Below are 25,143 nucleotides of genomic sequence, written 5' to 3'. Positions count from 1 at the left end.
CTTCGAGTTGTACCAGCCGAGCGGCATCTTGAGAAGACAAACTGAGGCTGGGACAAAGGACAATGGGAAAGATGATAATTAAATTTTAATTAAATTAATATATATGGCTCGGTAGCTCAGTTGGTAGAGCAACGAGCAAAACATCCATGAGTAAGCTTCGAGTTGTACCAGCCGAGCGGCATCTTGAGAAGACAAACTGAGGCTGGGACAAAGGACAATGGGAAAGATGATAATTAAATTTTAATTAAATAATATATATGGCTCGGTAGCTCAGTTGGTAGAGCAAAGGACTGAAAATCCTTGTGTCGGCGGTTCGATTCCGTCCCGAGCCACTTTGAATTTTTTATACATGGTCAGTTAGGCCATGTATTTTTATTTTTATTTATAATCATCCTTACATTATGCACCATAATTTTTCTAAAAATAAACAATTTAATCAAAATTTTTGCAAATTTCTCCATAAAATGACATCAATTATACAAACATGTTACAAATGTGAAAGAACCCATGAAAATAGGCTTTATGTATGGTAAATTAGTAAAGTGTGTATCAAATTATGAATATTGGCTTATGATATTAGGAGGAATTGTCGTGTTATGGGGAAAAAAGGAGTCCGTTGAAAATGTTCGCAAGAGGATTAATGGGAAAAAATCATTACTAGGATTGAGTGTTGCTTTTTTATTGATGATCGGTGCTAATCGTGCATCCGCTGAACAAATTACAACCATTTATCACATATATTTAGATGGCCAATACATAGGCGCTGTAAGCGATCAAGATATTATAAAAGAAGTGTCGCAAGAAAAAATAGAGTCCGAGAAAGATAAATATCCAGAATTGCCACTAGCAGTTGAAGATCTTGTTATTGTTCCAGAGCAAACGTTCCGGTTCGCAGTAAATAATGAGAAGGTATCTGAAAAATTAAAGCAAGAACTTCAAGTGGTAGTGGATTCAACAGCACTTGTTATAAACGGTAAAGCGATAGCGAATTTTAAAAATAAAGAAGAAGCAGAGAAGGCTCTTCAGCTATATAAACAAAAATATGTTTCAAAAGAGGATTTGGCTCAAATCGAGAGCCGTAAAAATAGTGAAGAACCTTTACCTGCTATTCAAAAAGGTGAGTCCCGTATATTAGACGTTTTATTATCAAAAGAAGTTTCATTTTCAGAAGAAAAAGTTTCACCTACAAAAATTATAACACCTGAAGAAGGAATGACTCTTCTTGAAAAAGGGACTTTAGAAGAACAAAAATATACTGTCCAAGAAAATGATGTTCTAGTAAACATTGCGGCAAAGTTTGATATGAAATTAAAAGATTTGCTTGCCATCAATCCTGATCTTAACGTAGAATCAGTTATTCGACCAGGGGACCAATTAAACGTTCAAGCACCTCAACCATATTTTAACGTTATGGTACAGGAAGAATTTTTAAAAGAGGAAATGATTCCATTTAAAACAGAAATTGTTGAAGATGAAAATTTACCAAAAGGTGAAACAAGAATAAAACAAGAAGGACAACAAGGGGCAAAACTTCATCACTATATTGTTTATAAAGAAAATGGAAAACAAGTAAAGGTTGAAACAAAAAGCGAAGAAATTATAAAAGAGCCGACGCCTAAAGTTGTTGTGAAAGGAACAAAAATTATTCCATCGCGAGGTACTGGAAATCTAGCATGGCCGACAGTTGGCGGATATGTGTCCAGTAAAATGGGTTCACGCTGGGGAAAAATGCATAAAGGAATTGATATAGCTCGTCCATCGAATTTAACGATTAAGGCAGCAGATAATGGAAAGGTTGTATTTGCTGGTTATGATGGTGGATATGGAAATAAAATTGTCATTAATCATAATAATGGAATGAAAACGGTTTACGCTCATTTGAGCTCAATATCTGTATCTGTAGGACAAACCGTATCAAAAGGCCAAAAAATTGGTGTAATGGGCTCTACAGGAAATTCAACTGGAGTTCACCTTCATTTTGAAGTGTATGAAAACGGGTCCTTACGTAATCCTTTAGACTACTATTAATATAGAAGACCTCTAGCGTTTTGCTAGAGGTCTTAAACTTTAAGATTAATGAAAACACCTTATCTCCAAAGAATTACTAGGGCAAAAGCAGGTTCAGATGTAGTTGAAAGATAGGAATTCAATCCCACTAGCATTAACAAATGGTCTTTTTTACAATAATATTGAAACCATTTTTTGTTGACAGAACGTATGAAAATTGATAGATGTTATACACTCATGGTAATGATAAAATAGTAGGCATTAAAGGAGCGAATGGCTATGGAACAAAAAAAAATATTGGTTGTCGATGATGAAAAACCAATTGCTGATATATTAGAGTTTAATTTAAAAAAAGAAGGCTATGAAGTGCATTGTGTTTATGATGGACATGAGGCTATAGAGATCGTTGAGGAATTCCAGCCAGATTTAATTCTTTTAGATATAATGCTGCCTGGTAAAGATGGGATGGAAGCTTGCCGTGAAATTCGTAAAAAATACGATATGCCTATCATTATGCTAACAGCAAAAGATTCAGAAATTGATAAAGTGCTTGGTTTAGAGCTTGGTGCTGATGATTATGTAACGAAACCGTTTAGTACAAGGGAATTGCTAGCTCGAGTTAAAGCCAATTTACGCAGACAACAGACAAATTTAGCTAAAGAATCATTTTCTGACCAGTCGGAAATTCAAGTTGGTTCCCTTGTGATTCACCCCGATGCATATGTCGTGTCAAAACGCGGTGAAACAATCGAATTGACACATCGAGAATTTGAATTATTACATTATTTAGCTAAGCATATAGGGCAAGTGATGACACGTGAGCACCTTCTGCAAACAGTATGGGGATATGATTACTTTGGAGATGTAAGGACAGTTGATGTTACGGTCAGAAGGCTCCGGGAAAAAATTGAAGACAATCCTAGTCATCCAACTTGGATCGTAACAAGAAGAGGGGTAGGCTACTATTTACGGAACCCTGAACAGGAGTAATTCGTATGAATAATCGTAAAGTTAGTTTCTTTCGTTCGATTCATTTTAAATTTGTGATGATTTATGTATTGCTTATTATTTTAGGAATGCAAATTATCGGCGTTTATTTTGTACGTGCGTTGGAAACACGTCTTATTGATAATTTTACTTCCTCTCTTAATCAACGAATTGATTTAATGGCTTATAATATTGAGCAAGCTATGCTAAAGGCAGAAGAAGATCCTACTATTAAAGTAGAGGATGAAATATCCTCCATATTAAAGGATTATAAAGGGGATGAAATTAAAGAAATTCGCGTTGTGGATCAGGATGCTCGGGTCATTGGCACTTCAGACTTTAATAAAGACATTATTGGAAAAAGAACAACGGAAAATATGATTACTCGGACCCTTGTTTTAGGATCATTAAATGAAAATATTTTAATTGATCCGGAAACGAATTATCGTATGTATGTTACCTCTACACCAATCGTAACCGATTTTAAAGGCGAAACGATTGGGGCTGTTTATGTGATTGCTTCAATGGAGGAAGTATTTTCTTTAATGAGAACGATTAATACGATTCTCGCTACAGGAACAGGAATATCACTTCTTATTACAGCAGCCCTAGGGATATTTTTGGCACGTACGATTACCCGTCCCCTTTCGGATATGAGAAAACAGGCCTTGGAATTAGCAAAAGGGAATTTTTCCCGAAAGGTTAAAATATATGGTGAAGATGAAATTGGCCAATTGGCGACAACATTTAATCATCTCACCGAAGAACTGGAAGAAGCGCAAGAAACGACTGAAGGAGAACGGCGTAAATTAGCTTCTGTTATTGCTCATATGACAGATGGAGTCATTGCTACAGATGCTAAAGGACATGTTATTTTAGTGAACACACCAGCAATAGATATGCTGAATGTTTCACGTGAAACAGCATTAGAAACAAGTTTAGTTGATTTGCTTCAACTAGAGGATGAATATTCCTTTGAAGATTTAGTACATCAACAGGAACCTCTCATATTAGACGTGAATACAAAAGAGCGTTCATATATTTTACGCATAAGCTTTTCACCTATTCAAAAAGAAGAAGGTCCAATAAACGGTTTAATCGCTGTTGTTTATGATATTACAGAACAAGAACGTATTGAACAAGAACGCCGTGAATTTGTCGCCAATGTTTCTCATGAATTAAGAACTCCGTTAACAACCATGAGAAGTTATTTAGAGGCTTTAGCTGAGGGAGCATGGAAGGATGAAACCATTGCCCCTAAATTTTTACAAGTTACACAAAATGAAACGGAACGAATGATTCGCCTTGTCAATGATTTATTACAGTTATCGAAATTAGATAGTAAAGATTATCGTTTTAATAAAGATTGGATTAATTTTACTGATTATTTTCATAAAATTATTGATCGCTTTGAGCTTTCCAAAAAACAAAATGTAACATTTATACGTAATCTTCCGAACAAAGATTTTTATGTTGAGGTTGATTCAGATAAAATTACGCAAGTTCTTGATAATATTATTTCAAATGCGCTGAAATACTCTCCAGAAGGTGGAAAAATTACCTTTACCGCAACCGAAAAGGAAGGTTTCATTGAGATTAGTGTGAAGGACGAAGGAATGGGTGTTCCGAAAAAAAGTCTTTCCAAAATTTTTGAACGTTTTTATCGAGTAGATAAAGCTCGTTCACGTCAAATGGGGGGAACAGGATTAGGGCTTGCGATAGCGAAAGAAATCGTAGAAGCACATAACGGTAAAATATGGGCAGAAAGTGAAGAAGGAAAAGGGACAACCATCTTCTTTACTTTACCATATGATCCAAACCAAGAGGATGATTGGGAATGAAAACCGAAACCGTGAAATCAATTATTTTAGCGGTGCTAGTTTTAATTAGTATATTTTTCACATGGAATATTTGGACATATCAGCCAAACTACAATGAAATACAAAACACTAAATATGTGGAAAATAATCCGTTGAGCAATGTAACAAAAAAAATACATGAAGTCATTTTACCTATGCAATTGCTTGTTCATGAAAATCAGCATTATTACGGAACGTATGATGAAGAATTAATATCGAAATTATGGGAAGAAATGCGGAAATGGGAGCTAAGAAGGTTTCGAAATATTTCTGATGAAATAAAAAAAGAATTTGGATTTGATCAATGGTTAAATGGTCAAGTTGAAGGTGATCATAAATTTATTTGTTTCATGTTTAGTGATACCATCCCGTTGTCATCATTAAATACGGTGACGGAATGGACGGAAAAAGATACGTATAATATTAAGTTTGACCGATTGTACATTTCTTTTTCCAAGGATTCCTCCAACAATACCATGTACTTTGTTGATGTTGAAAACGAGTATGTTGTTCAAGCGGAAATTGAGTCCACCTTAAGTGAAACTTGGAAAGTTATTTATGATTCAGCCAAAAATGATTTCCATCGTTTTATCCTTTGGAATGATCGGATCTATTTACCTAAAGATCCATTGCCAATAAAAAGCGAAAAATATATCACGAAGTTTTTAAGTGGTGAACGATTTAAAGAGGTTTTATTTAGTAATCCAAGCTATGTCAAAAAGGATGTAAACGGTTCAGAATATACTTATACAGATAGCTCCAGACAGTTAGTCATTAATGAAGGACAAGGCAGAGTACTATATGTTAACCCGACGATTGACCAATCGTTAACGACAGAAAAAGGGAAATTAATTTTACAAAGTATCGATTTCTTAAATGCCCATGGCGGGTGGATTTCTGGTTATAATGATTATAAATATTTTACTACTGACCAAGAGCAAAAGATCTATTATCGACTTACCGTTAATCATTTTCCAGTGTTTTCGTTTACTGATTCTCATTATACAATAACATCCATTATTCAAAGCTGGGGCAATAATGAAATTGCTTTATATCAACGTCCGCTCTTTTACTTAGACGATTTTATCCAAGAGGAAGAAATGGAATTGCCAGGAGCTGACAAAGTGATTGCCGCAATTGAAAATGACTCTAGTATTGATGAAAATGAAATTAAACGCATTTTCCCTTCTTATGATATTCAATCTACGACACAACCAAATATTGTTTATTTACATCCAGTTTGGTGTATTGAATTGACAAATGGAAAGTATCAAATGATTAATATGAAGAATGCTCATTTAGGGGGGGATGATGATGGATTGGAGTAAAACAAAGACAATTTTCATCATTGCCTTCCTCGTTCTGGATATTTTTTTAGCCTTGCAGTACATGGAAAAGATGAATGAGAACAAATACGATATCATCACAGAAACAACCATTGAGGAACAGTTTAAAGCAGAGGATATTAAGTACGGTAAATTACCCACTAAAACGATTAAAGGGTCTTATATTACAGCAAAAAGTAAACAATTTACTCAAGAGGAGATTGACAGTTTGAAAAATCAAGAGCTTATGCTTTCAGATGAAGAGCTCATCAAACCAGTAACACAGCTTAGAATGAGTTTTATTGAGCCGATTCAACTTCCAGATAACAATATGGAAAATAAACTAAAACAAATATTAACGACACAAATTATCCAAGGCTCGCAATACCGTTATTGGCGGTATGATGAAAATGACAAGGAAATTATTTTTTTACAAGTATATAAAGGTTATGCTATATTTCAAGATGAAAATGATGGAATAGGAATGATTGTTTTTTACTTAAATGATCACAATGAGATTACTTCATATCGCCAAACATTGCTAGAGGATATTAAAGAATTAGAAAACCAAGATGAAGTCATAAAGGCAATACGGGCTTTAGAAGCTCTTTATGACAAAAACTATTTAAAACCGAAGAGTACTGTGACAAAAGTTGAGTATGGTTATTATACACAAATTCCATTAACAGAACAGCAAATTTTAGCCCCAACTTGGCATATCGTTGTCAATGATCAAGAAGACTTTTATGTTAATGCCCTTGAAGGGGATATTATTAAACCAGAAAAAAGTAACTTGGAGTGAAGACTATGAGCTTGCAATTTAGCGTACTCGCAAGCGGCAGTACGGGAAACGCTATATACATAGAAACGAAAGAGCATTCTTTTTTAGTCGACGCTGGTTTAAGCGGAAAACAAATGGAAAAGCTATTTAGCGAAATCAATCGTGATATTCAAAATTTGAGTGGGATTTTCGTTACTCATGAACATAGTGATCATATAAAAGGTCTTGGCGTTTTAGCAAGAAAGTATCGATTGCCAATTTATGCAAATAAAAAAACGTGGAAAGCAATGGATAGTTTAATTGGTGAAATTGATACTGAACAAAAATTCACTTTTGAAACGGGGACAGTAAAATCATTCGGAAGCCTTGATATTGAGTCTTTCGGTGTTTCACATGATGCGGCTGAACCCATGTTTTTCGTGTTTCATTATGAAGGGAAAAAGCTTGCGTTAATTACGGATACTGGATATGTCAGCAACCGTATGAAAGGGGTTATCCATAACGCAGACATTTTTATTTTTGAAAGCAATCACGATGTCGAAATGCTGCGTATGGGGCGTTATCCGTGGAATGTTAAACGGAGAATTTTAAGCGATGTTGGCCATGTTTCCAATGAAGATGCTGCCATTGCGATGGCAGATGTAATTGGCGATAAGACAAAACGCATATATTTAGCCCATTTAAGCCAAGACAATAACATGAAGGATTTAGCAAGGATGTCAGTGCAGCAAACACTCGCTAACAAAGGATTTATAACGGGTGAGCAATTTGATTTATATGATACAGATCCGAAAACACCAACTCCACTTGTAGCTGTATAACGTATGTTTGAATTATGGCTAGGAAGGGCAAGTTAAAATTATTACAATTTTGCTGTTTATGAATAATTGGTGAAAAATCTTGTTTATTATTCGTTAGTATTTTATTTTAAAATTGGGTGATGTGATGAGAAAAACCTATCGTCATGGGAAAGGAATGATGAATGATGGGATACTATGATCAAGAATATGAAAATAAAAACGGAAAGCAAAAAGGAAACCGTAACGGCTCCCTTTTAGCAGGATTTTTAGGGGCTGTATTAGGAGCATTACTTGTTATTTTCTCCCTTCCAGCATTAGCAAACCTTGATATTCTTCCATATGATTTCAATATCGGTGCAAAGGATGTTGCTGAAGAAGGGGCTAATTTAGAAGATCGTATACAGAAAGGCGATATGAAAACGGTCAATATCGATGTCCATACGGCGGTCACAAAAGCGGTTGATGAGGTTTCGGATACAGTTGTTGGCGTTGTGAACATTCAAGAAGTAGGCTTTTGGAATCAGTCCCAAACAAGTGAAGCTGGAACAGGTTCTGGTGTTATTTATAAAAAAGAAGGCGGGAATGCCTTTATCGTGACAAACCATCACGTGGTTGAAAAAGCAAGTGAGTTGGAAGTCGTGTTAAGTGATGGAACCCGTGTTCCCGCTGAGCTTGTCGGCAGTGATGAGTTAACAGACTTAGCTGTTTTAACGATTGATGCAAGCAAAGTGAAAAAAGTAGCAGAGTTTGGAAATTCTGATCAAGTCAAAGCAGGGGAGCCTGTCTTAGCCATTGGCAACCCACTAGGTCTACAATTCGCTGGCTCTGTCACACAAGGAATCATTTCCGGTATTGAACGAACCGTTCCTATCGATCTTAACCAAGACGGAGTTGCGGATTGGCAAACAGAGGTATTGCAAACAGATGCCGCCATCAATCCTGGAAATAGCGGGGGAGCTTTAGTGAATTTAGATGGAAAAGTCATTGGGATTAACTCGATGAAAATTGCTCAAAGCGCAGTAGAAGGAATTGGCTTAGCCATTCCTATTAACGATGCCATTCCAATTATTTCTTCCCTTGAAAAATACGGAGAAGTGAAACGTCCTTATATGGGAGTAAGCTTGCAATCTCTTGGAGATATTCCGAGCTATTATTGGACTGAAGCTTTGCATTTACCTGAGGATGTTCAAGAAGGAGTCGTCATCATGGAGGTAGAACCAGCTTCACCAGCAGCTCGTGCCGGATTAAAAGAAAAAGATGTGATCGTCGAATTAGCAGGTGAAAAAGTAACAAACCTTTTAGAATTAAGAAAACAGCTTTATTCACATAAAGTTGGAGATACCATTAAAGTGAAATACTATCGAAACGGAAAGCTCGAATCCACGACCATTAAGCTTTCTGAGCAAAGTTCATTTTAGTTTTTATTGATGCCAGAGAAGCACACCTCTTCTCTGGTTTTTTGATTTGACGAAAGGTTTTGAGCATCTCGCATAAAAATGCAAAAATGATTGGAGAGTGAAAATGGATGAAATGCTGTGAAGAACATATTGAAATAGCGATTGACATGTTTGTAGATGAAAAACAAACAGCACCGAATATTCAAAAAATTAAAGATAATCACAGTTTATCCACAACATGTGATTTGTGCGAAAAACCTGCTGTTTATATAGTTGGATCGTAGCTCCCACAAGTTTTATCCACATTTGTGGATAAAACTTGTGGGTAACTTGTTCTTAAAATGGGGATGGCATGTGCACAACTGAATTGTGGATAAAGCTATAGTAGGGAAACGTACATAACGGAGGTTGGTTACATGAATATCCATATCATTTCAATCGGAAAAATAAAAGAAAAGTATTTAAAACAGGGCATGAACGAATATTTAAAACGGCTTTCACCATATGCGAAAGTGGACATCATTGAGCTCCCAGATGAAAAAGCGCCAGAATCATTAAGCGAACAAGAAATGGAACAAGTAAAGGAAAAAGAGGGAGAACGAATTTTAGCCAAAATAAGCCCAGACACCTATGTCATTGCGTTAGCGATCGAAGGAACGATGAAATCATCTGAACAGTTGGCCGAAAGCTTAGATAAGCTAGCAACCTATGGAAAAAGCAAAATCGCCTTTGTAATCGGCGGCTCACTCGGCTTAAGTCAAACCGTCATGTCACGGGCAAACGAATCCCTCTCATTCAGCAAAATGACCTTCCCACACCAGCTCATGCGCCTCATTTTACTAGAGCAAATATACCGAGCCTTTAAAATCAACAGAGGTGAACCGTATCATAAGTGAATAGCGGTTTTTGGAGATAGCTTAGTAGATGGATTTTTGAGAAATGCCACTGTGAAGGACAAAAAATAACTAATAACATTTGTAAATGTCCTTCATAGAGGCGATGAAGTCCAAAAAGAAGAAATTGTAGATGATGAATGTCCGTCATGAGGCTTTTGAAGGACATAATGAAGATAGAAAGCATAAGAAAAGTCCTTCATAGGACTCCTGAAGGACATAAACAAGATAGGAAACAAGAGAAATGACCATCATACTGTTAATGAAGGACAAGATAAGAACAATACAGTATAACTAAAGGATATATACTCCTTATTTTCCATTTATTACTCATAATAAGTCCATTGACGAACTCCTACTTGATTAAAATTATTGTTTAGAATTCTTCTAATTCTCTTTTTAGATGGTATTATTTGACACCATTGATGAATTGCATTTGTAGAAATCCGATGATCTGGAAAAAGAAGCTTAAATTCCTTTACGCTCCGCATTACGGCAGCAGTAACTAATTCTTCATGTCTGCATTCCTTACATACACATTTTCTTCCTTCTATGGAGATAGAAAAAGACTTGCATTGAACACAAGTGATCCCTTTTCGTACCTGTTCATAATCATATGATGGTAACTGTTGATAAGGCGATTCAGTTATATGTAAAGAAATAAGTTGATCCGCTAGTTTCTTGTGTTTTCTATTTAACTTTGAAGGTTTGGTATTAAGTTTGTCCCAATATTGGTCTAGTTGAGTAGGAAAAATAAATGGTTTATTGAGAGGTGCTTGATATAGGGTGAAATTAGGATTAATAAAAACAACCGAAGCATCAATTTGAGGATTAAAGCCAAGATTAAGGAGTAGCTGGCGCAATAAATAATTAGTTCTACTCAATTGGTGAAGAGGATTAATAATTTCGGATTTGGTTATTTTGAACAACTTATCTGATTCGTAATAATAATCCCCTTCATAATTTTTGATCTCGAATAAATAAATTTTCTCTGAAGTTATAATTAAAGAATCAATTTGGAAGTTGGTATTATTTATATTAAGTAGTAAGTCATTTAAAATAAAGCATTCACATTGAAGCTTCTCTGTTAAGGCATCAAATAAAACTTCCCCTTCATAACCCTTTTGTAAAGAGTGGTAATACTGTTTGTCCTTGCTAGATAAATCCATTCTAGTATTTAAAAGCTCCATGATCAGCAATTCTTTAGATCTAGTTCGAGATTTATAAAGCATAGTCTACGTCCTTTCATTTAATGAAAATTGGTTATATGTTGTTGGGTTGATTATCAATAATGCGGGAAGACTATGTACGAAAGAAATACAAGTGCAGAGAAATGCAACGAAAATAAGATTTGATTGTATATGATTCATTTTATTCAAAATGAAGTGAATATAAGGAAAATATGAAGAACCATTTTTTGGGGTTATACGAATCATCTATTCTTGGCGAGGTTATAAATATAAAAACAAGCAATTTTACTCATTTAGCTAGGAGGCATGCTTCTCCATGCTAGATTAGTATCTTTAATTTCTTTTAGCATTTGATGTCATTCTCCATTATCCACCTTGATCACAATGGATAGCGGAAAAACTTCATCTTTTTCCAACATCATTTTTCTCTCTTTCAGTGTAGGACTTGGCGAGTATGAGCCATCTGTATAGCCATCCCATTCATAATGCGCATTTGCGGGAGAATGTTGGCCAGTTTTATACCTTTCTCCAATGGGGCATAAATATCACCTCCTAAAAAAATATGGAACATATGTTCTATTAATAGAATATAAAAATAGATTTTAATTGTCAAACCTGATTTTCAACAATGATAGATATCCATTTCTTATTAGAAAACGACATTCTTTATTAATTCTGCTAAATTAAAAACTTTTATCAATCAATATTTTTTAGTCATTGTGTGGCCATTGATTAATATTACTAAACAGTAGTAATTTTATTGACTGGAAACTATTTACCTATTACAATATAACTATATTGACTCGGACAATATTTTGGTAGGTGATCAATTGATAGGTTTAGAATACATCCTTGAACTTTATGGTATGCAGCAAATTGAACTGGCCGAAAAGCTTGGAATTAAAAAGCAAAATATTAATCTTTGGATTAAAAGAAAGCAAAAGATCTCTAAAAAACATTTACCTACGTTGGAACAAATTTTTGGCATAGACGCTAAATACTTTTCAAAAGAATTAACTGATTTAGATAAACTGGAGATTCAAAAGGAAAAATTAAAGCGGGATTTACAGCCTATTATCACGAAATATGAAGAACAGTTCCTCATTGGGGAAGAAAATGATCTTGTTGAAGTGCCGGTTTATGACAAAGAGGAATTGAATCAAATAGAACATGCTATTGAAAAAGCCAAACTAATTGAAAAATTTCGGAACATGCTGAATCGTGCTGAACATCAACCTTATCTCGACACATTTAAATTGGTTCTTGAACTTTTAGATAAGGCACAGCATGAACCGGTTTTCCATAAAACAATAGAAGCTTTAGCCCATTATTTAGAAGTGTTACCAGATTGGGTGTCAACAGGTCCTGAACAAGATGAATTTGAAAGTGAATTATTCGAAGTATTCGATGATTATAATTACTAGATTTAAAAGGAGACATGATGATGGACACAGCAAAGATTGGTTTTGAGGAAACACTTTGGAAAGCGGCTGACAAATTACGTGGAAGCATGGATGCATCCGAATATAAACACGTAGTCTTAGGATTGATTTTCTTAAAATACATTTCTGATAAGTTTGAAATGAAGTATAACGAGTTAGTTGAAGAAGGAGAAGGTTTTGAAGAAGATCGTGATGAATATACAGCCGAAAATATTTTCTGGGTACCGAAACAGTCACGTTGGAGCTTCATTAAAGACCGTGCGAAAGACCCGAAAATCGGTCAATATATTGATGAAGCAATGATTGAAATTGAAAAAGAAAACCCGTCACTCAGAGGTGTGTTAGATAAACGTTATGCCCGCCCTGAGATTGATAAACGCCGATTAGGAGAACTGATAGACCTCATTTCAACCATTAAATTGCACAGCAAACAAGAAAAAGACTTACTTGGTCGAGTTTATGAATATTTCTTAGGTAAGTTTGCCAGTGCAGAAGGAAAAGGCGGTGGCGAGTTCTATACGCCACAAAGTGTTGTTAAAACATTGGTTGAAATGATTGAACCTTATGAAGGGCGGATTTATGACCCTTGTTGTGGAAGCGGCGGCATGTTTGTTCAAAGTGAAAAGTTTGTTGAACGCCATCAAGGAAAAATTGATAATCTCTCTATTTATGGTCAGGAACTCAATTCCACGACTTGGAAGCTTTGTAAAATGAATCTTGCTATCCGTGGAATTGAGGGGAATATCGGCGAACACCATGCGGATACATTCCATAACGATTTGCATAAAACGCTGAAAGCAGATTTCATCCTTGCCAATCCTCCATTCAATGTGAGTGACTGGGGAGGAAATGAATTAGTTGATGATGTTCGTTGGAAATTCGGTACACCACCAGCGAGCAATGCCAACTATGCATGGTTACAGCATATAATTTATCACCTTTCACCAAATGGCGCTGCTGGTATTGTATTAGCCAATGGTTCGTTAAGTTCCAATACATCGAATGAAGGGGAAATTCGTAAAAACATACTCGAAGCGGATTTAGTCGATGCCATTGTTGCATTGCCTGATAAATTATTCTATTCAACTGGTATTCCGGTATGTTTATGGATTTTAAACCGTAATAAGAAAAATCATCCTAAATACCGAAGCCGTGAACATGAAATTTTATTTATCGATGCACGAAACATGGGACAAATGGTTGACCGTCGTCTTCGTGAATTAACAGAAGAAGATATTCAAAAAATTGCAGGAACATACCGAAACTGGCGTAAACGAGATGGGAAATATGAAGACATCAAGGGATTCTGTAAATCAGCGACTTTAGAAGATGTACGTCAAAATGACTATGTATTAACTCCCGGACGCTATGTTGGAATAAGTGATGTCGAGGATGATGGTATACCATTTGAAGAAAAAATGGAAACCCTCACGAGTGAATTAAGAGAACTATTTGAAAAATCCCACCGATTGGAAGAAGAGATTAGAAAGAATCTAGGGGGGATTGGGTATGACATTTAATGGATGGAAAGAAGTTGTCCTTGAAGAAGTTAGCTATTATGGAGATGAGAAAATTCCTTCGGCTGAAGTTACTCTTGACAATTATATTTCAACTGAAAATATGTTACCCAATAAAAGTGGTGTAGGAATGGCTTCTGGGTTGCCAACAACTAAGAGTGTAAGAAGATATAAAAAAGGAGATATATTATTATCAAATATTCGCCCGTACTTTAAAAAAATATGGTTTGCCACTAAAAATGGAGGTTGTTCTAATGATGTATTAGTTATTAAAAATAAGGACGAGAAGGAACTTGACAAAAAATATTTATATTACACGCTTTTGCAAGATAATTTTTTTGATTATGTTACAGCCACTTCTAAAGGTACAAAAATGCCAAGAGGAGATAAATCAGCAATTATGAATTATGGCATAATGCTTCCTCCTCTAAATGAACAAAAAGCTATAGCAAACATTCTTTCAACCTTAGACGAAAAAATTGAAACGAACAATCAAATCAACGAAAAGCTTGAAGAAATGGCACAAGCATTGTTTAAACATTGGTTTGTAGATTTTGAATTTCCAAATGAAAATGGCGAGCCATATAAATCAAGTGGCGGTGAAATGGTTGAAAGTGAGTTGGGAGAAATACCTAAAGGGTGGAAAGTAGATAAGTTATCAAGTATTGCAGAAATAATTATGGGGCAATCTCCAAAAAGTGATACTTATAACACAGATAAAATAGGATTACCATTATTGAATGGTGCTACAGACTTTCAAAATAAAAATTTAAGTCCTAGTAAATATACATCTGATCCTAAAAAAGTAGGAGAAAAAGGTGACTTTGTATTTGGTGTACGAGCAACAATCGGTTTAGTAACAGAGTTGGATGATAGATACGCTATTGGACGTGGTTCGGGAATAGCTAGGGCATTTGATAATATGTATAAAGAATTTTTATATGAAATTCTAAATATTGCATTTAGCAATTTTCAGTATACAGCAAGTGGAAGTGTATATTTAAATGTTTCTAAAAATGATTTAGAGGATTACAAGCTGGTTATTCCTGACATTAATATTCTTAGAAGATATCATAAAATTACAAAATCCATTTTAAATCAAAAAGAAAACTTAAAGAGAGAAAATGCCGTTTTAGAGAAACTTCGAGACACCCTTCTTCCAAAACTAATGTCCGGAGAAATTCGTGTCCCGCTGGATAATGAAACTTTAGTAGAACAGAGTTAATGGAATATGGGAGGTTCCGATTGCGAAAGGGGAGAGGTGGATGAGTTTTTTTGAAAATTTTACAGAAGATAAGCTGGAGGAAGCTGCGATTGAGATTCTTCAGGAACTTGGCTATGACTATGTCTTTGGTCCGGACATTAGTTGTGATGGGGAAAGACCAGAACGCAAAGATTATCGTACCGTCATTTTAGAAGACCGTGTAAAAGATGCTTTGTTTAAACATAATCGCCATTTGCCACAGGAAGCAATAGAAGAAGCATTTCGGCAAATTATAGCTTTTAATAGTCCAAGTCTAGAAGAAAACAACCGCCATTTTCACAAATTAATCACTGAAGGCATCGATGTGTCGTTTCATCAAGAAGGTCATAGCCGTTCGATGAAGGCATTCTTAATTGATTTTGAAGAACCAGCTAATAATGATTTTTTGGTAGTGAATCAGTTTACGGTCGTTGAAAAAGAAGAACGCCGCCCGGATTTAGTTATTTTTATAAATGGCATCCCATTCGTCGTTATCGAATTAAAATCAGCATCTGATGAAAATGTGAGTATCGATAATGCCTATGCACAGATTCAAACGTATAAACGTGATATTCCATCTTTATTTTATTATAATGCTTTTTGTATTTTATCCGATGGAATTAATGCAAAAGCGGGAACGATTACCGCAAGTCAAGAACGTTTTATGAATTGGCGGACGGTGGATGGGGAAAACATTGAGCCACTTGAAGTGCCGCAATATGAAGTGTTGTTAAGAGGGATGCTGGCAAAAGACCGGCTTATTGATATTATTGAAAACTTTATTCTCTTTCAGGAATCCAAAGAAGAAGAACGGGATGAAAATGGGAAGAAAATCGGCGAAAGAAAAACGATTGCCAAAATTCTCGCTGCCTATCACCAATATTTTGCAGTAAAAAAAGCGGTGGAAAAGACAAAAATAGCGACCAGTGAGAATGGAGACCGTAAAATCGGTGTTATATGGCATACACAAGGTTCGGGTAAAAGTTTTTCGATGGTTTTTTATACAGCACAGCTTGTCAAAGAGCTAAATAATCCAACCATTGTGGTGATTACCGACCGCAACGATTTAGATGACCAGCTATTTTCGACGTTTTTAAAATCAAAGGATATCTTAAGACAAACACCGAAACAAGCAGATGTCCGCAAATTGAATGAAGAACAGAAAAAACAACAGGCAAATGAAAAATCCAAAGAGATAAACGGATTATATGATCTTCTCAATGATCGAGAATCGGGCGGTATTATTTTTACAACGATTCAAAAATTTAAACCGGAAGAAGGCGAAATGCCGGTTCTAACCGATCGGAAAAATGTGATCGTCATTGCCGATGAAGCTCATCGCAGTCAATATGGTTTTTCTGCAAAGACAGATACGAAAACAGGCGAAGTGAAATATGGATATGCAAAATATCTTCGTGATGCACTTCCGAATGCTTCATTTATCGGTTTTACAGGAACACCGATTGAGCTGGAAGATAAGTCAACGCCCGCTGTTTTCGGTAATTATATTGACATTTATGATATGACGCGAGCAGTTGAAGATAAAGCAACGGTTAAAATTTATTATGAAAACCGTATTATCCGCTTGGAAGCCAATGAAGAAGAATTAGCTAAGATCGATGAAGAATTTGAAGAGATTACCGAAGATCAGGAAGAATCAGTACGTGAAAAGTATAAATCAAAATGGTCGAGGCTCGAAGCCATCGTCGGTTCACCTAACCGGATCAAACAATTAGCCAAAGATATTGTTCATCATTACGAAGAAAAGGCAAAAGCAATTGACGGAAAAGCAATGATCGTCTGTATGAGTCGCCGTATTTGTGTCGCACTTTATAACGAAATTGTCAAATTACGTCCAGATTGGCATTCAGATGATGATGATAAAGGTAAAATTAAAGTCGTCATGACAGGCAGTGCTGGAGAGGATGATTTCCTACAGCCGCATATTGGTGGAAAAAAACGGCGGGATTTATTGGCAAAAAGAATGAAAGATAATAATGATGAACTAAAAATCGTCATTGTACGTGATATGTGGCTGACCGGATTTGACGTACCTTCCATGCATACGATGTACATCGATAAACCAATGAAGGGTCATAACCTCATGCAGGCAATCGCACGGGTAAACCGTGTATTTAAAGATAAATCAGGTGGTGTGGTTGTCGATTATATTGGAATATTAGAAAGCTTAAAGAAAGCATTAAATCAATATACCGAAAGTGATCAGAAAACAACAGGTATCGATACATCGGCTGCTGTAGCTGTTATGAAAGAGAAACTTGAAATTTTACAAGGTATGATGCATGGGTTTGATTACTCTGCTTATATGGGTTCATCCCAAGCAGCTCGTATTCGAGCCATCACGGGCGGAATGAATGTCATTTTTGGTAAGAGTGAAAAAGAACAAAAAGAATTCAAAAAGACGGCAACCGAGCTAGCGAAGGCGCATTCACTATGTGCAGCGACGAATGAAGGAAAAGCAGCAGCCCTTGAAGTTAGTTATTTTAAAGCGGTTAAGGCAAGCCTAAATAAGCTACAAGAAAAACAGCCGAAGCGAAAGACGAAAAAAGAAATCGAAGCACGCGTGAATCAATTACTCGAACGTTCCATTATTTCAGAAGAAGTAGTGGATGTATTTGAAGTGATGGGATTGAAACATCCTGATGTATCTATATTATCGGAAGAATTTCTCGAAGAAGTACGTTCATATGAATATAAAAATTTAGCCGTTGAAATGCTTAAAAAATTGCTGGAAGGCAATATCAAAACAATGGAAAGACGCAACCTTGTCAAATCCCAAAAATACTCGGAAAAACTGAAACAGTCGCTGAACAAATATAAAAACCAAGCCATTACAAACGCCGAAGTAATCGAAGAACTAATTCAAATGGCAAAGGACATGAAAAAAGAACGAGAAGAAGAAAAAGATCTCGGATTAAATGAAGATGAAATTGCCTTTTACGATGCTTTAACATCTGAGTCTATAGTTAAAGAGTTAATGGAAGATGAAGTCTTACGTAAAATCGCCAATGAACTGACTCAAGCAATTAGACGGAACATGACCATTGACTGGCATGTTCGAAAAAGCGCCCGTGCAGGAATGAGGAGAATTATTAAGCGACTATTGAAGAAGTACGATTACCCACCAGAACAAGCGAAAAAAGCATTGGACACAGTTATGCGACAAGCAGAGTTAATGGCGGAGCACACTGAAGTAAGAGATTGGAATACGCTGCAGGCTGCGGAGTCTAAAAGTGAATATGAGGTATAAGAAAAACTTTTCTTAATTATTAATTGAATAAAAAGATTATCAAAAACGGAATGGAACAGTACCTACAATATATAGAGGTGGGGTATTTAACGTTGAACTAGGAGAGGGCAATTTAGGAGGGGAAAAGAATAAAAGACGGCCTTGCTTAATTATTAGTAGGAATCAATTAAACAGTGGAGATACTGTTGTTTTGATTCCATTAACAACTAAATTCAAATATAACCTTGTGAACGGAGTGAAAACACCAAAATATAAAAATCATTACATACACCTTAAATCCAAATATCCCTTTTTAAACGAAGATTCATGCGTTAAGTTCGAAGATATTAAAATGGTAGATAAAGTAAGAATTGGTGAGCATTTAGGGAATATTGACGTGAAAGATTTGGATCTTATGAGAAATCGTTTATTATTTGCAATGGGATTTTAAATTTTATAACGAAAATAATCAACTTTTCCCCAAAAAAAATTGACTGGGTATGAGTAAAATGTTTGTGGGAGGAAGTTAAATCCTCTTCCATCTGTTTCAAGGGGAGGTTTCCTTGAAAAAAAGAGGATGAGCAAAATAGATGCAAAAAGGACTCTCTTCCTGTATGGTGATAAGTGCAACCAAACCACAACAGGAGGTCAGAGAGTCCTATGCAACAGTTTATCACAGATGGACAAACATTAAAAGAGTTAGAAGCAGAATTGTTTTCGATGTTACAAAAAACCTATGGAGAAATGTTTCAACAGGTATTGGAATGGCTGGATGAAGAGATAGCCAAGCAACGAGATAAAAAGCGTTATTACCTAAAAGATAAGCGAACGGTACGCATCCAGACACTCTTTGGGGAGGTGGAGATCCGACGCAATGACTATTTGGATCGTGAAAAAGGCGATGAAGCACGTAGGAACAAAGGTAGCAGAGTTGGTGCGAGGGAATATCCGTTATTTCGATCATTCGTCAGGAACGCCTATTTATCAAGCGTTAAAAGCATTGAAAGGGTTTTAAAAAAAGCGAAAACGGTGCACGCAAGCAGGATGAGAGGACTAGAAAACGCTTACATAAATCAAGTTATTTAAACCAAATATATCCAACGAATGAAAACATCAAAAAAAATTTCCCACAAACTCTTGACTCAATCGCTGTGCCGTATTTTGTTTACTTACTCGGAGGTGCTGTTTTAAGATATACTATTAAAAAATAGGTAGTAAAACCGTTTTACAAATTGGAAAAAAGACTTTCCTGAAAAAGTCTAGCAGTGCAGCAAAAAACGCAGTGAAAACATTTAAATTGCTCCCCTTTGCAGTTTTAATCTCTCTACTGCTTAACAATCGACTAAATTTTTGCCGGACCTCTAATCATGACTGCCCATTTGACGTAATGATCTTATTCAAAAGCAACATGCCTATTACCAATACCGGAATCATAACCATCAACTTTGTCACGGTAACTTTGAATAAATATTCAAAGATGATGACAACCACCACAGCATATATCGATAGAACAATAGCCTTCATCACAACATCTCCTGTTGTTAAAATTTAATAGTAGTATTTCCATTGAGGTGTTATCACAACGTTCGGCTTTTTAAAATATCTATATGTAACCTTTGCCGGAATTCCTGTAACATACTCCGATAGTATAGCAGCCACTACTGCCCCTGCAACTGCTCCACCGATTCCGCCAAAGAGAGCACCTAAGTAGGTAGTTCCTCCTGCCACCCCTCCCTTAATAATGGCGCGCACGTCTGTTTTAGTTAGCCAAATCTCAATACCCCACCAATGAAACGCAATTCCTCTTTTTCCCTCACCCCATCCAAGGGTTGAAACTTCACCTTCATCATCGGCATTAAGTACGAGTGCATTATCGTGAACAACTAATTCGGATTTGTTTACTTTTTCTAACTCTTTATTTGCAGATTTTATGCTGTCTTTTACATCTTTATACTCTTCTTTGGTCAATTGTTGTTTCAATTCATTGATATTAATCAATTTAAATTTATTATTCTCAACCACTACATAGGGATCTACTTTCTCCTTTAATATCTCAAAACTTTCTTCACTTTCTGACTTGTGTACTGACTTGGCGGAAGCATAGTCTGGTAAAAATAAACTAACAGCCAATGCAAGTGACATCAACACAGAAAAAATTTTGATTTTCATATTTTCCTCCCAAAAAAGTAGTTTCAATAATTTTCTTGCTTTAATACCTTTTTATAGCAGATCTGATATAAAAATATTACACCTCCATTCAAAATTTGCTTCCTCGCTAAATCATATGGGTTTGAGGAAAATAATAGTTGACCATACTGATAGTAAAACAAAGTTTTCTGAGATATGGTCAAATGAAAGATTTTCAAAAAGAATTAAATGTGTTTCAAGAAGCATTGCACATTGAAAAACCTTGGTATGTCAGTTCACATTTATTAAATCGTGAACATGAAATACTGCAAAATTTCTATCCCGAAAATTAAAGTCTATAAAATGCACAAAAAACCTAGGGAGTGTTGATGCCAGCAGATTGGTATTTGCTAGAATAATTTATGTTCATGCACCTGTTGATTCTGTTTTGGTTAACTACGCTGTATGATTTGACGGCTCTACCATGACCTTAAACCCGAGAGTTCCCAACTTCTGAATTACTTGTCTAGAGACTCGATGGCGCTTGCGTTCTTCGTAGTCATGTGGACCAAGTTCGATGTAAGTCTGCTTCTTTTTGAGGAGATGGTAGACAATGGTCAGGATGCTATGCGCGACCGCAACTGCTGAACGATTGACTCCCTGGTGCGCAGCAAGAGTTTGGCATTAACCATCCAAAATCATGACGTCTTCCAATTTTCTTGGATAAAGCTCTTGACATATTACCGTTGGGCTTCTCAAAAAATATAGCTGATGAGCTATTTTCAATTTACCAAAAAAAAAAAAAAGAGCAATATATTTTTTTCGCTATTTTTCGACGAAAATCCGCCATTTTCTCAAAATAAATGACAAAATTTGATTGAAGAGCGCATTGTCAACATTGAACAACCCCATATTCGTCTTATCGCGCGGGGCAAAGCGAAAGCACCCGTTGAATTTGGGAGCCAAGGTGGCTATCTGTGTCATCGAGGGATACACCCTGATCGAATCGTTACTTTACTGGTTGAGTTTAATACTAGTGCCAGGGCGGAGCATACACTGTTAGAACTGGGATTGATTCGTCACAATGAACGTATATGGTGTCCAGAAAGTGTTAAGAGCAGCCGCGCTAACTTACGTGGCCAGCACTTTGATCGTCGTCTTGCAGCTGCTCAAATTTCTGCTCATCTTTCGGGGCCGACGTTAAAAATTCTACCCTTGATGATGGATAGCATTCAGCTTCAATCCAGTATGTACAAATGTCTGATCAGGCTCTCTTTCCCTTCCCTTGGCGAGAAACAAACAGTCCATCGGCCTCCACAAACAGCACCCGTCCATATCGCTAGTCAACCGGGCAGTGCAGCGGAGCTTCGGCCTCGAGCACCAACTGGCGGATCGCCTCATGGCTCATCACCGGATACCCGACCGTTTGGGAAAGCGTACGAGCCGCTTTGCGATAAGAAGGGCACTCCACAGCTAATCCCACCGCTGTTTCTTCTAGACAAGGGCTGATTGACCGCGATCCATCAAACGCTAGAAAGGAGTCAAGCAAAAACGTGTAACGGTTTTGTTCTCGGTCTAAATAGTAGTTTCGCTCAAAGGTAACTTCGCCAAACAGGGTTTGAATCGTGGTGCGTCGTTTGTCTTTCAAGTGGTACCGGCGCTTGTCCCGGGTTTCCGCCAATTGTCGGTCGATGCCCTCCAACAAACCCGTAAACAGCTCGGCGAAGGCGTTTTGCAGGGCTCGAAACAAATCAAGTTCGATCTCTTTTCAATGTCAACGAATTTGTGATAAGATGTTGTTAAATATTCATGGGACTCTCTCCTCCTGTTTGATGGTGTGCCAATAATCATCTTACCAGGGAGAGAGTCCTTTTTTCATGTTTCCTGCTTGGGATCCTACCGCGCTTCGCTTGGTGGCCCCGATGAGGGGGATTGCGAACCTACGTTCCTAATCTCCTCTCCAAACCGGAAAAAATAGGAGAAATTAATCAAATATCGGGATTCTCTACGGTAAAAGAATTATAGTTGCAAATCGACTTCAAACCCATGATATAACTGCATGTAACTGTTAAGCTTGGGATTTAATACATTACTCCAAAAATTATCATAATCTACGTCATATTAGACCCACTCGATTGAGATTAGGAATCATTTTCCACTTTAACCTAACACATATTCGATTATAACAAAAACAAATATTCTGTTAGTGGGTGAAAATGAACAATCGGAAGCTAATGTCTACTATGAAAACCAAAATACTTCAGATGATTTATTTAAACGATAAATTGGTTTTAACAGAAAAATAAACAATAATTTAAGTAAAGAAGATAAAGTTTTTTTATTTCATAACCCCTTATCTATTGTATAATGTTAATCCCATTCTTCTATATGGGCATTTAATCCTGGAATACTTAATATTTTTTTGATTTCATAATTATCTTGAGTATCAATAAAGCTTTCTTTTTCATGAGAAGATGTTATTAACCATGCCTTCCCATCCTTAAAAAAGGACAAGTCTTCTGGCAAATGAGGTTGAACCCAATCGTAAAGAGAATCAGATAACTCTTTAAGAACTTTTTTAGCATTTTCGTCTGTAAAGTAATAATAGACCCTGGCTGTTTGATTGTCCCCTAGAATAGTACTAGCCCATTCTGACTGTTCCTTCATTTCTTTAAACGAACTTTGCAATTTTTTTAATATTGGTCCAACTACCTTTAAAGATCCCATATCTTTTCTTAACACAAGGTGAAACTCATCGCAAATCTCAAAAGCTAAATCAATTAATTGTGAATACACTTTATCCTTAGGATTTGAATCTATAACTATCATAGATAGTTTCCTCCTCCTATTACGAAAGTCTCCTATCTTTAATAATAGAAGACTTTTAATTTAAATTATTTAAATTAATAATTTTAAATTATCTTGGTGATCCATAGAAAGCATGTGCTGCCATTCGAATACTTTTACCTTGACTGTATCTAGATACGGGATGGTAATGATAATGTTTACCTTTACCGTATTTATCTATCTCTGCTCCAACAACCTTCCCAATTGGACTAGCTGCTTTAGCTATAGATTGAGCATTACTCTTAGAAGTAGACCAAGTATCGCCTCCGATCTTTAATCGAGAAATTGCAGCTGACCTACTCAAGCCATTACCAATAAACAGACCATTTGATTCTCTAATTGCCATATAATAGGAATAAGTTTTATTTCGCTTCTTAATTATAAGCATAGGCTGTGCAGCCAGTCCGTCAGCGGTATCCGTTCGCTTGATTTTTTTGATGATGAGGAACTTATCTTAGAACTAGGCTATTTATATTCTGAAGATTTTATGAAAGATGTACAAAATGAAACGGAAGTATAAACAAAATTAGCCGAAAAGACCAGAATCCGCAAATGACATGACATATGAAACGGCTAAAGAAAGGCTTACAGATTTGCTGCATACTCCGAAATTTACAGGATTTTTTTAGGAAATCGATGGAACCCCCATTGGTTTTATAGCAGGAAACAGCAAGAAAACATATCAAGGAACAACTTTCCCCTCCGAAACAATCCACTAAAAAATTAGCACACTCTTTCAGAAAAGGGGAGAAGAACATCCCGAAGGAATTTACAAAAAAGAAGGCTTTTTATGCGGAGATAAAATGATAATTAACAAGCAATATGAACAGCTTTTACATTCTTTAATCCTTCACTTTCAATTCCTAGTTTCATTTGTATGCAACAATATGGATTATCTGTTATTTTATTATATTTTTAGTTATTTTTTTTTATTTTTCAAAAAAAAGGAGGTTTTTTATCATGTTTTGTAGAATAAAAAAATATGTAACAACTAAGATTTTGAAGCAGAAAAAGAAACTTTTAGTGGAAAGCGAGGTGAAAAAATGAACAAAAGTGTTGGAATCAACAGCATTGTACTTAATGGATTTGGATTAATTGCCATCGGAATTTTACTTACTTTGAGTATCTCTTTGACACCGGCGCATGCAGCTGGTAAAAACTATGCCAAATCATGGGAAACACTAGGTGGTGCAAGATGGAATGGCTATGTTCAAATCCAAGCTTCGTATAATGATAATGGTCGTCATGCTAAACAGGGATACCACCGGTTTATGAGGGATGCAGGTCCTTCGCTCGATACCGGTCGTCTCTATACTTCCAAGGCCAGTTCTAAAAAAGACACTAAAATCCATTCTAGGAAGGACTCTGTGTGGGATTCCCCACTTTGGGGTGACAAATATGTGACCCGTTACTACTATGGTTTTATTTATTTCTAAGTTCAATCTAAACTGAAATTTTTTATAACTGAATTTTTTGGG

22 protein-coding genes, 1 tRNA gene and 2 pseudogenes are annotated in these 25,143 nt (G+C 36.1%); 19 read left to right on the top strand and 6 right to left on the bottom strand.

Annotated elements, in window-relative coordinates:
* Positions 1–259: 259 nt before the first annotated feature.
* The 10 genes from J2S06_RS11820 to rlmH all read left to right on the top strand — a co-directional run bounded on the left by J2S06_RS11820 (position 260) and on the right by rlmH (position 10,052).
* Positions 260–332: transfer RNA gene (locus J2S06_RS11820), tRNA-Phe, on the top strand.
* 259 nt (positions 333–591) lie between these two features.
* A complete protein-coding gene (locus J2S06_RS11815) occupies positions 592–2,028 on the top strand; it encodes a peptidoglycan DD-metalloendopeptidase family protein (RefSeq protein ID WP_419152430.1) in 1,437 nt (478 codons plus the stop codon).
* Positions 2,029–2,286: 258 nt separating this feature from the next.
* On the top strand, positions 2,287–2,997 hold the full coding sequence (gene yycF / locus J2S06_RS11810) for a response regulator YycF (protein ID WP_419152429.1): 711 nt from the start codon (positions 2,287–2,289) through the stop codon (positions 2,995–2,997).
* 5 nt (positions 2,998–3,002) lie between these two features.
* The gene (gene walK / locus J2S06_RS11805) at positions 3,003–4,835 is read left to right on the top strand and encodes a cell wall metabolism sensor histidine kinase WalK (protein WP_419152428.1); all 1,833 of its coding nucleotides are present in this window, start codon (positions 3,003–3,005) and stop codon (positions 4,833–4,835) included.
* Positions 4,832–6,181 carry a YycH family regulatory protein gene (locus J2S06_RS11800; protein ID WP_419152427.1) on the top strand — a complete coding sequence of 450 codons (1,350 nt, stop codon included), beginning with the start codon at positions 4,832–4,834 and terminating at the stop codon, positions 6,179–6,181. Before walK ends, J2S06_RS11800 begins: the two co-directional genes overlap by 4 nt.
* Positions 6,168–6,980 carry a two-component system regulatory protein YycI gene (locus J2S06_RS11795; RefSeq protein ID WP_419152426.1) on the top strand — a complete coding sequence of 271 codons (813 nt, stop codon included), beginning with the start codon at positions 6,168–6,170 and terminating at the stop codon, positions 6,978–6,980. The genes J2S06_RS11800 and J2S06_RS11795 overlap by 14 nt, the downstream gene beginning before the upstream one ends.
* 5 nt (positions 6,981–6,985) lie before the next feature.
* Entirely contained in the window at positions 6,986–7,780 is a 795-nt protein-coding gene (locus J2S06_RS11790; protein ID WP_419152425.1) for an MBL fold metallo-hydrolase, read from the top strand.
* A 164-nt stretch (positions 7,781–7,944) separates the two neighbouring features.
* Positions 7,945–9,177: a S1C family serine protease gene (locus J2S06_RS11785; RefSeq protein ID WP_419152424.1), complete on the top strand. Its 1,233-nt coding sequence runs from the start codon at positions 7,945–7,947 to the stop codon at positions 9,175–9,177.
* A gap of 107 nt (positions 9,178–9,284) precedes the next feature.
* Complete coding sequence (locus J2S06_RS11780; RefSeq protein ID WP_419152423.1) at positions 9,285–9,440, top strand: CxxH/CxxC protein; 156 nt, start codon at positions 9,285–9,287, stop codon at positions 9,438–9,440.
* A gap of 132 nt (positions 9,441–9,572) precedes the next feature.
* Complete coding sequence (gene rlmH, locus J2S06_RS11775; RefSeq protein WP_044749006.1) at positions 9,573–10,052, top strand: 23S rRNA (pseudouridine(1915)-N(3))-methyltransferase RlmH; 480 nt, start codon at positions 9,573–9,575, stop codon at positions 10,050–10,052.
* A gap of 323 nt (positions 10,053–10,375) precedes the next feature.
* On the opposite strand, the gene J2S06_RS11770 is transcribed toward rlmH, so the two are convergent.
* Complete coding sequence (locus tag J2S06_RS11770) at positions 10,376–11,281, bottom strand: nuclease-related domain-containing protein (protein WP_419152422.1); 906 nt, start codon at positions 11,279–11,281, stop codon at positions 10,376–10,378.
* Positions 11,282–12,069: 788 nt separating this feature from the next.
* Between J2S06_RS11770 and J2S06_RS11765 the strand changes: the two genes are divergently transcribed.
* The 6 genes from J2S06_RS11765 to J2S06_RS11740 all read left to right on the top strand — a co-directional run bounded on the left by J2S06_RS11765 (position 12,070) and on the right by J2S06_RS11740 (position 19,777).
* Positions 12,070–12,663 carry a helix-turn-helix domain-containing protein gene (locus J2S06_RS11765; RefSeq protein WP_419152421.1) on the top strand — a complete coding sequence of 198 codons (594 nt, stop codon included), beginning with the start codon at positions 12,070–12,072 and terminating at the stop codon, positions 12,661–12,663.
* Positions 12,664–12,683: 20 nt separating this feature from the next.
* The gene (locus J2S06_RS11760) at positions 12,684–14,201 is read left to right on the top strand and encodes a class I SAM-dependent DNA methyltransferase (RefSeq protein ID WP_419152420.1); all 1,518 of its coding nucleotides are present in this window, start codon (positions 12,684–12,686) and stop codon (positions 14,199–14,201) included.
* Positions 14,191–15,423, top strand: coding sequence for a restriction endonuclease subunit S (locus J2S06_RS11755; RefSeq protein ID WP_419152419.1), 1,233 nt, complete (start codon positions 14,191–14,193; stop codon positions 15,421–15,423). Before J2S06_RS11760 ends, J2S06_RS11755 begins: the two co-directional genes overlap by 11 nt.
* Positions 15,424–15,463: 40 nt before the next feature.
* On the top strand, positions 15,464–18,712 hold the full coding sequence (locus J2S06_RS11750) for a type I restriction endonuclease subunit R (RefSeq protein ID WP_419152418.1): 3,249 nt from the start codon (positions 15,464–15,466) through the stop codon (positions 18,710–18,712).
* A gap of 67 nt (positions 18,713–18,779) precedes the next feature.
* Positions 18,780–19,142: a type II toxin-antitoxin system PemK/MazF family toxin gene (locus J2S06_RS11745; protein WP_419152434.1), complete on the top strand. Its 363-nt coding sequence runs from the start codon at positions 18,780–18,782 to the stop codon at positions 19,140–19,142.
* 209 nt (positions 19,143–19,351) lie between these two features.
* A complete protein-coding gene (locus J2S06_RS11740; RefSeq protein WP_419152417.1) occupies positions 19,352–19,777 on the top strand; it encodes a UPF0236 family transposase-like protein in 426 nt (141 codons plus the stop codon).
* A gap of 462 nt (positions 19,778–20,239) precedes the next feature.
* Here the strand turns inward: J2S06_RS11740 and J2S06_RS11735 are convergent, their stop codons facing one another.
* Positions 20,240–20,860 (bottom strand): hypothetical protein, encoded by a 621-nt coding sequence (locus J2S06_RS11735; protein WP_419152416.1) that lies wholly within the window; start codon positions 20,858–20,860, stop codon positions 20,240–20,242.
* 182 nt (positions 20,861–21,042) lie between these two features.
* On the opposite strand from J2S06_RS11735, the gene J2S06_RS11730 reads away from it, so the two are divergent.
* Positions 21,043–21,171 carry a hypothetical protein gene (locus J2S06_RS11730; protein WP_419152415.1) on the top strand — a complete coding sequence of 43 codons (129 nt, stop codon included), beginning with the start codon at positions 21,043–21,045 and terminating at the stop codon, positions 21,169–21,171.
* Positions 21,172–21,274: 103 nt separating this feature from the next.
* On the opposite strand, the pseudogene J2S06_RS16130 reads toward J2S06_RS11730, so the two are convergent.
* Positions 21,275–21,493: pseudogene (locus J2S06_RS16130) on the bottom strand (IS110 family transposase); the annotation flags it as partial.
* A gap of 409 nt (positions 21,494–21,902) precedes the next feature.
* Between J2S06_RS16130 and J2S06_RS11725 the strand changes: the two are divergent.
* On the top strand, positions 21,903–22,022 hold the full coding sequence (locus J2S06_RS11725) for a zinc metallopeptidase (protein ID WP_419152414.1): 120 nt from the start codon (positions 21,903–21,905) through the stop codon (positions 22,020–22,022).
* Between the two features lie 63 nt (positions 22,023–22,085).
* Here the strand turns inward: J2S06_RS11725 and J2S06_RS11720 are convergent.
* From J2S06_RS11720 to J2S06_RS11710, 3 genes and pseudogenes are all read right to left on the bottom strand, one after another.
* Positions 22,086–22,608: pseudogene (locus tag J2S06_RS11720) on the bottom strand (UPF0236 family transposase-like protein); the annotation flags it as partial.
* 580 nt (positions 22,609–23,188) lie between these two features.
* Positions 23,189–23,647: a stage III sporulation protein AH gene (locus tag J2S06_RS11715; RefSeq protein WP_419152413.1), complete on the bottom strand. Its 459-nt coding sequence runs from the start codon at positions 23,645–23,647 to the stop codon at positions 23,189–23,191.
* 88 nt (positions 23,648–23,735) lie between these two features.
* Positions 23,736–24,053 carry a hypothetical protein gene (locus J2S06_RS11710; RefSeq protein WP_419152412.1) on the bottom strand — a complete coding sequence of 106 codons (318 nt, stop codon included), beginning with the start codon at positions 24,051–24,053 and terminating at the stop codon, positions 23,736–23,738.
* A 655-nt stretch (positions 24,054–24,708) separates the two neighbouring features.
* Here J2S06_RS11710 and J2S06_RS11705 point away from each other — a divergent pair.
* Positions 24,709–25,101 carry a hypothetical protein gene (locus J2S06_RS11705; RefSeq protein ID WP_419152411.1) on the top strand — a complete coding sequence of 131 codons (393 nt, stop codon included), beginning with the start codon at positions 24,709–24,711 and terminating at the stop codon, positions 25,099–25,101.
* The last annotated feature ends 42 nt before the right edge of the window (positions 25,102–25,143 follow it).

The sequence above is a fragment of the Bacillus alveayuensis genome, assembly GCA_030812955.1.
In the GTDB taxonomy this organism is placed as follows: domain Bacteria; phylum Bacillota; class Bacilli; order Bacillales; family Aeribacillaceae; genus Bacillus_CB; species Bacillus_CB alveayuensis.
The sequence above is the reverse complement of the archived record's forward strand: the minus strand, read 5'-3'. Positions and strand labels throughout refer to the sequence as shown.

What these genes read in the sequence shown, in the direction of transcription:
- yycF (WP_419152429.1), top strand. Translation starts at nt 2,287, where the DNA reads ATGGAACAAAAAAAAATATTGGTTGTCGATGATGAAAAACCAATTGCT.
- walK (WP_419152428.1), top strand. Translation starts at nt 3,003, where the DNA reads ATGAATAATCGTAAAGTTAGTTTCTTTCGTTCGATTCATTTTAAATTT.
- J2S06_RS11800 (WP_419152427.1), top strand. Translation starts at nt 4,832, where the DNA reads ATGAAAACCGAAACCGTGAAATCAATTATTTTAGCGGTGCTAGTTTTA.
- J2S06_RS11795 (WP_419152426.1), top strand. Translation starts at nt 6,168, where the DNA reads ATGGATTGGAGTAAAACAAAGACAATTTTCATCATTGCCTTCCTCGTT.
- J2S06_RS11790 (WP_419152425.1), top strand. Translation starts at nt 6,986, where the DNA reads ATGAGCTTGCAATTTAGCGTACTCGCAAGCGGCAGTACGGGAAACGCT.
- J2S06_RS11785 (WP_419152424.1), top strand. Translation starts at nt 7,945, where the DNA reads ATGGGATACTATGATCAAGAATATGAAAATAAAAACGGAAAGCAAAAA.
- J2S06_RS11780 (WP_419152423.1), top strand. Translation starts at nt 9,285, where the DNA reads ATGAAATGCTGTGAAGAACATATTGAAATAGCGATTGACATGTTTGTA.
- rlmH (WP_044749006.1), top strand. Translation starts at nt 9,573, where the DNA reads ATGAATATCCATATCATTTCAATCGGAAAAATAAAAGAAAAGTATTTA.
- J2S06_RS11770 (WP_419152422.1), bottom strand. Translation starts at nt 11,281, where the DNA reads ATGCTTTATAAATCTCGAACTAGATCTAAAGAATTGCTGATCATGGAG.
- J2S06_RS11760 (WP_419152420.1), top strand. Translation starts at nt 12,684, where the DNA reads ATGGACACAGCAAAGATTGGTTTTGAGGAAACACTTTGGAAAGCGGCT.
- J2S06_RS11755 (WP_419152419.1), top strand. Translation starts at nt 14,191, where the DNA reads ATGACATTTAATGGATGGAAAGAAGTTGTCCTTGAAGAAGTTAGCTAT.
- J2S06_RS11750 (WP_419152418.1), top strand. Translation starts at nt 15,464, where the DNA reads ATGAGTTTTTTTGAAAATTTTACAGAAGATAAGCTGGAGGAAGCTGCG.
- J2S06_RS11740 (WP_419152417.1), top strand. Translation starts at nt 19,352, where the DNA reads ATGCAACAGTTTATCACAGATGGACAAACATTAAAAGAGTTAGAAGCA.
- J2S06_RS11735 (WP_419152416.1), bottom strand. Translation starts at nt 20,860, where the DNA reads ATGAAAATCAAAATTTTTTCTGTGTTGATGTCACTTGCATTGGCTGTT.
- J2S06_RS11730 (WP_419152415.1), top strand. Translation starts at nt 21,043, where the DNA reads ATGAAAGATTTTCAAAAAGAATTAAATGTGTTTCAAGAAGCATTGCAC.
- J2S06_RS11725 (WP_419152414.1), top strand. Translation starts at nt 21,903, where the DNA reads ATGAACGTATATGGTGTCCAGAAAGTGTTAAGAGCAGCCGCGCTAACT.
- J2S06_RS11715 (WP_419152413.1), bottom strand. Translation starts at nt 23,647, where the DNA reads ATGATAGTTATAGATTCAAATCCTAAGGATAAAGTGTATTCACAATTA.
- J2S06_RS11710 (WP_419152412.1), bottom strand. Translation starts at nt 24,053, where the DNA reads ATGCTTATAATTAAGAAGCGAAATAAAACTTATTCCTATTATATGGCA.
- J2S06_RS11705 (WP_419152411.1), top strand. Translation starts at nt 24,709, where the DNA reads ATGAACAAAAGTGTTGGAATCAACAGCATTGTACTTAATGGATTTGGA.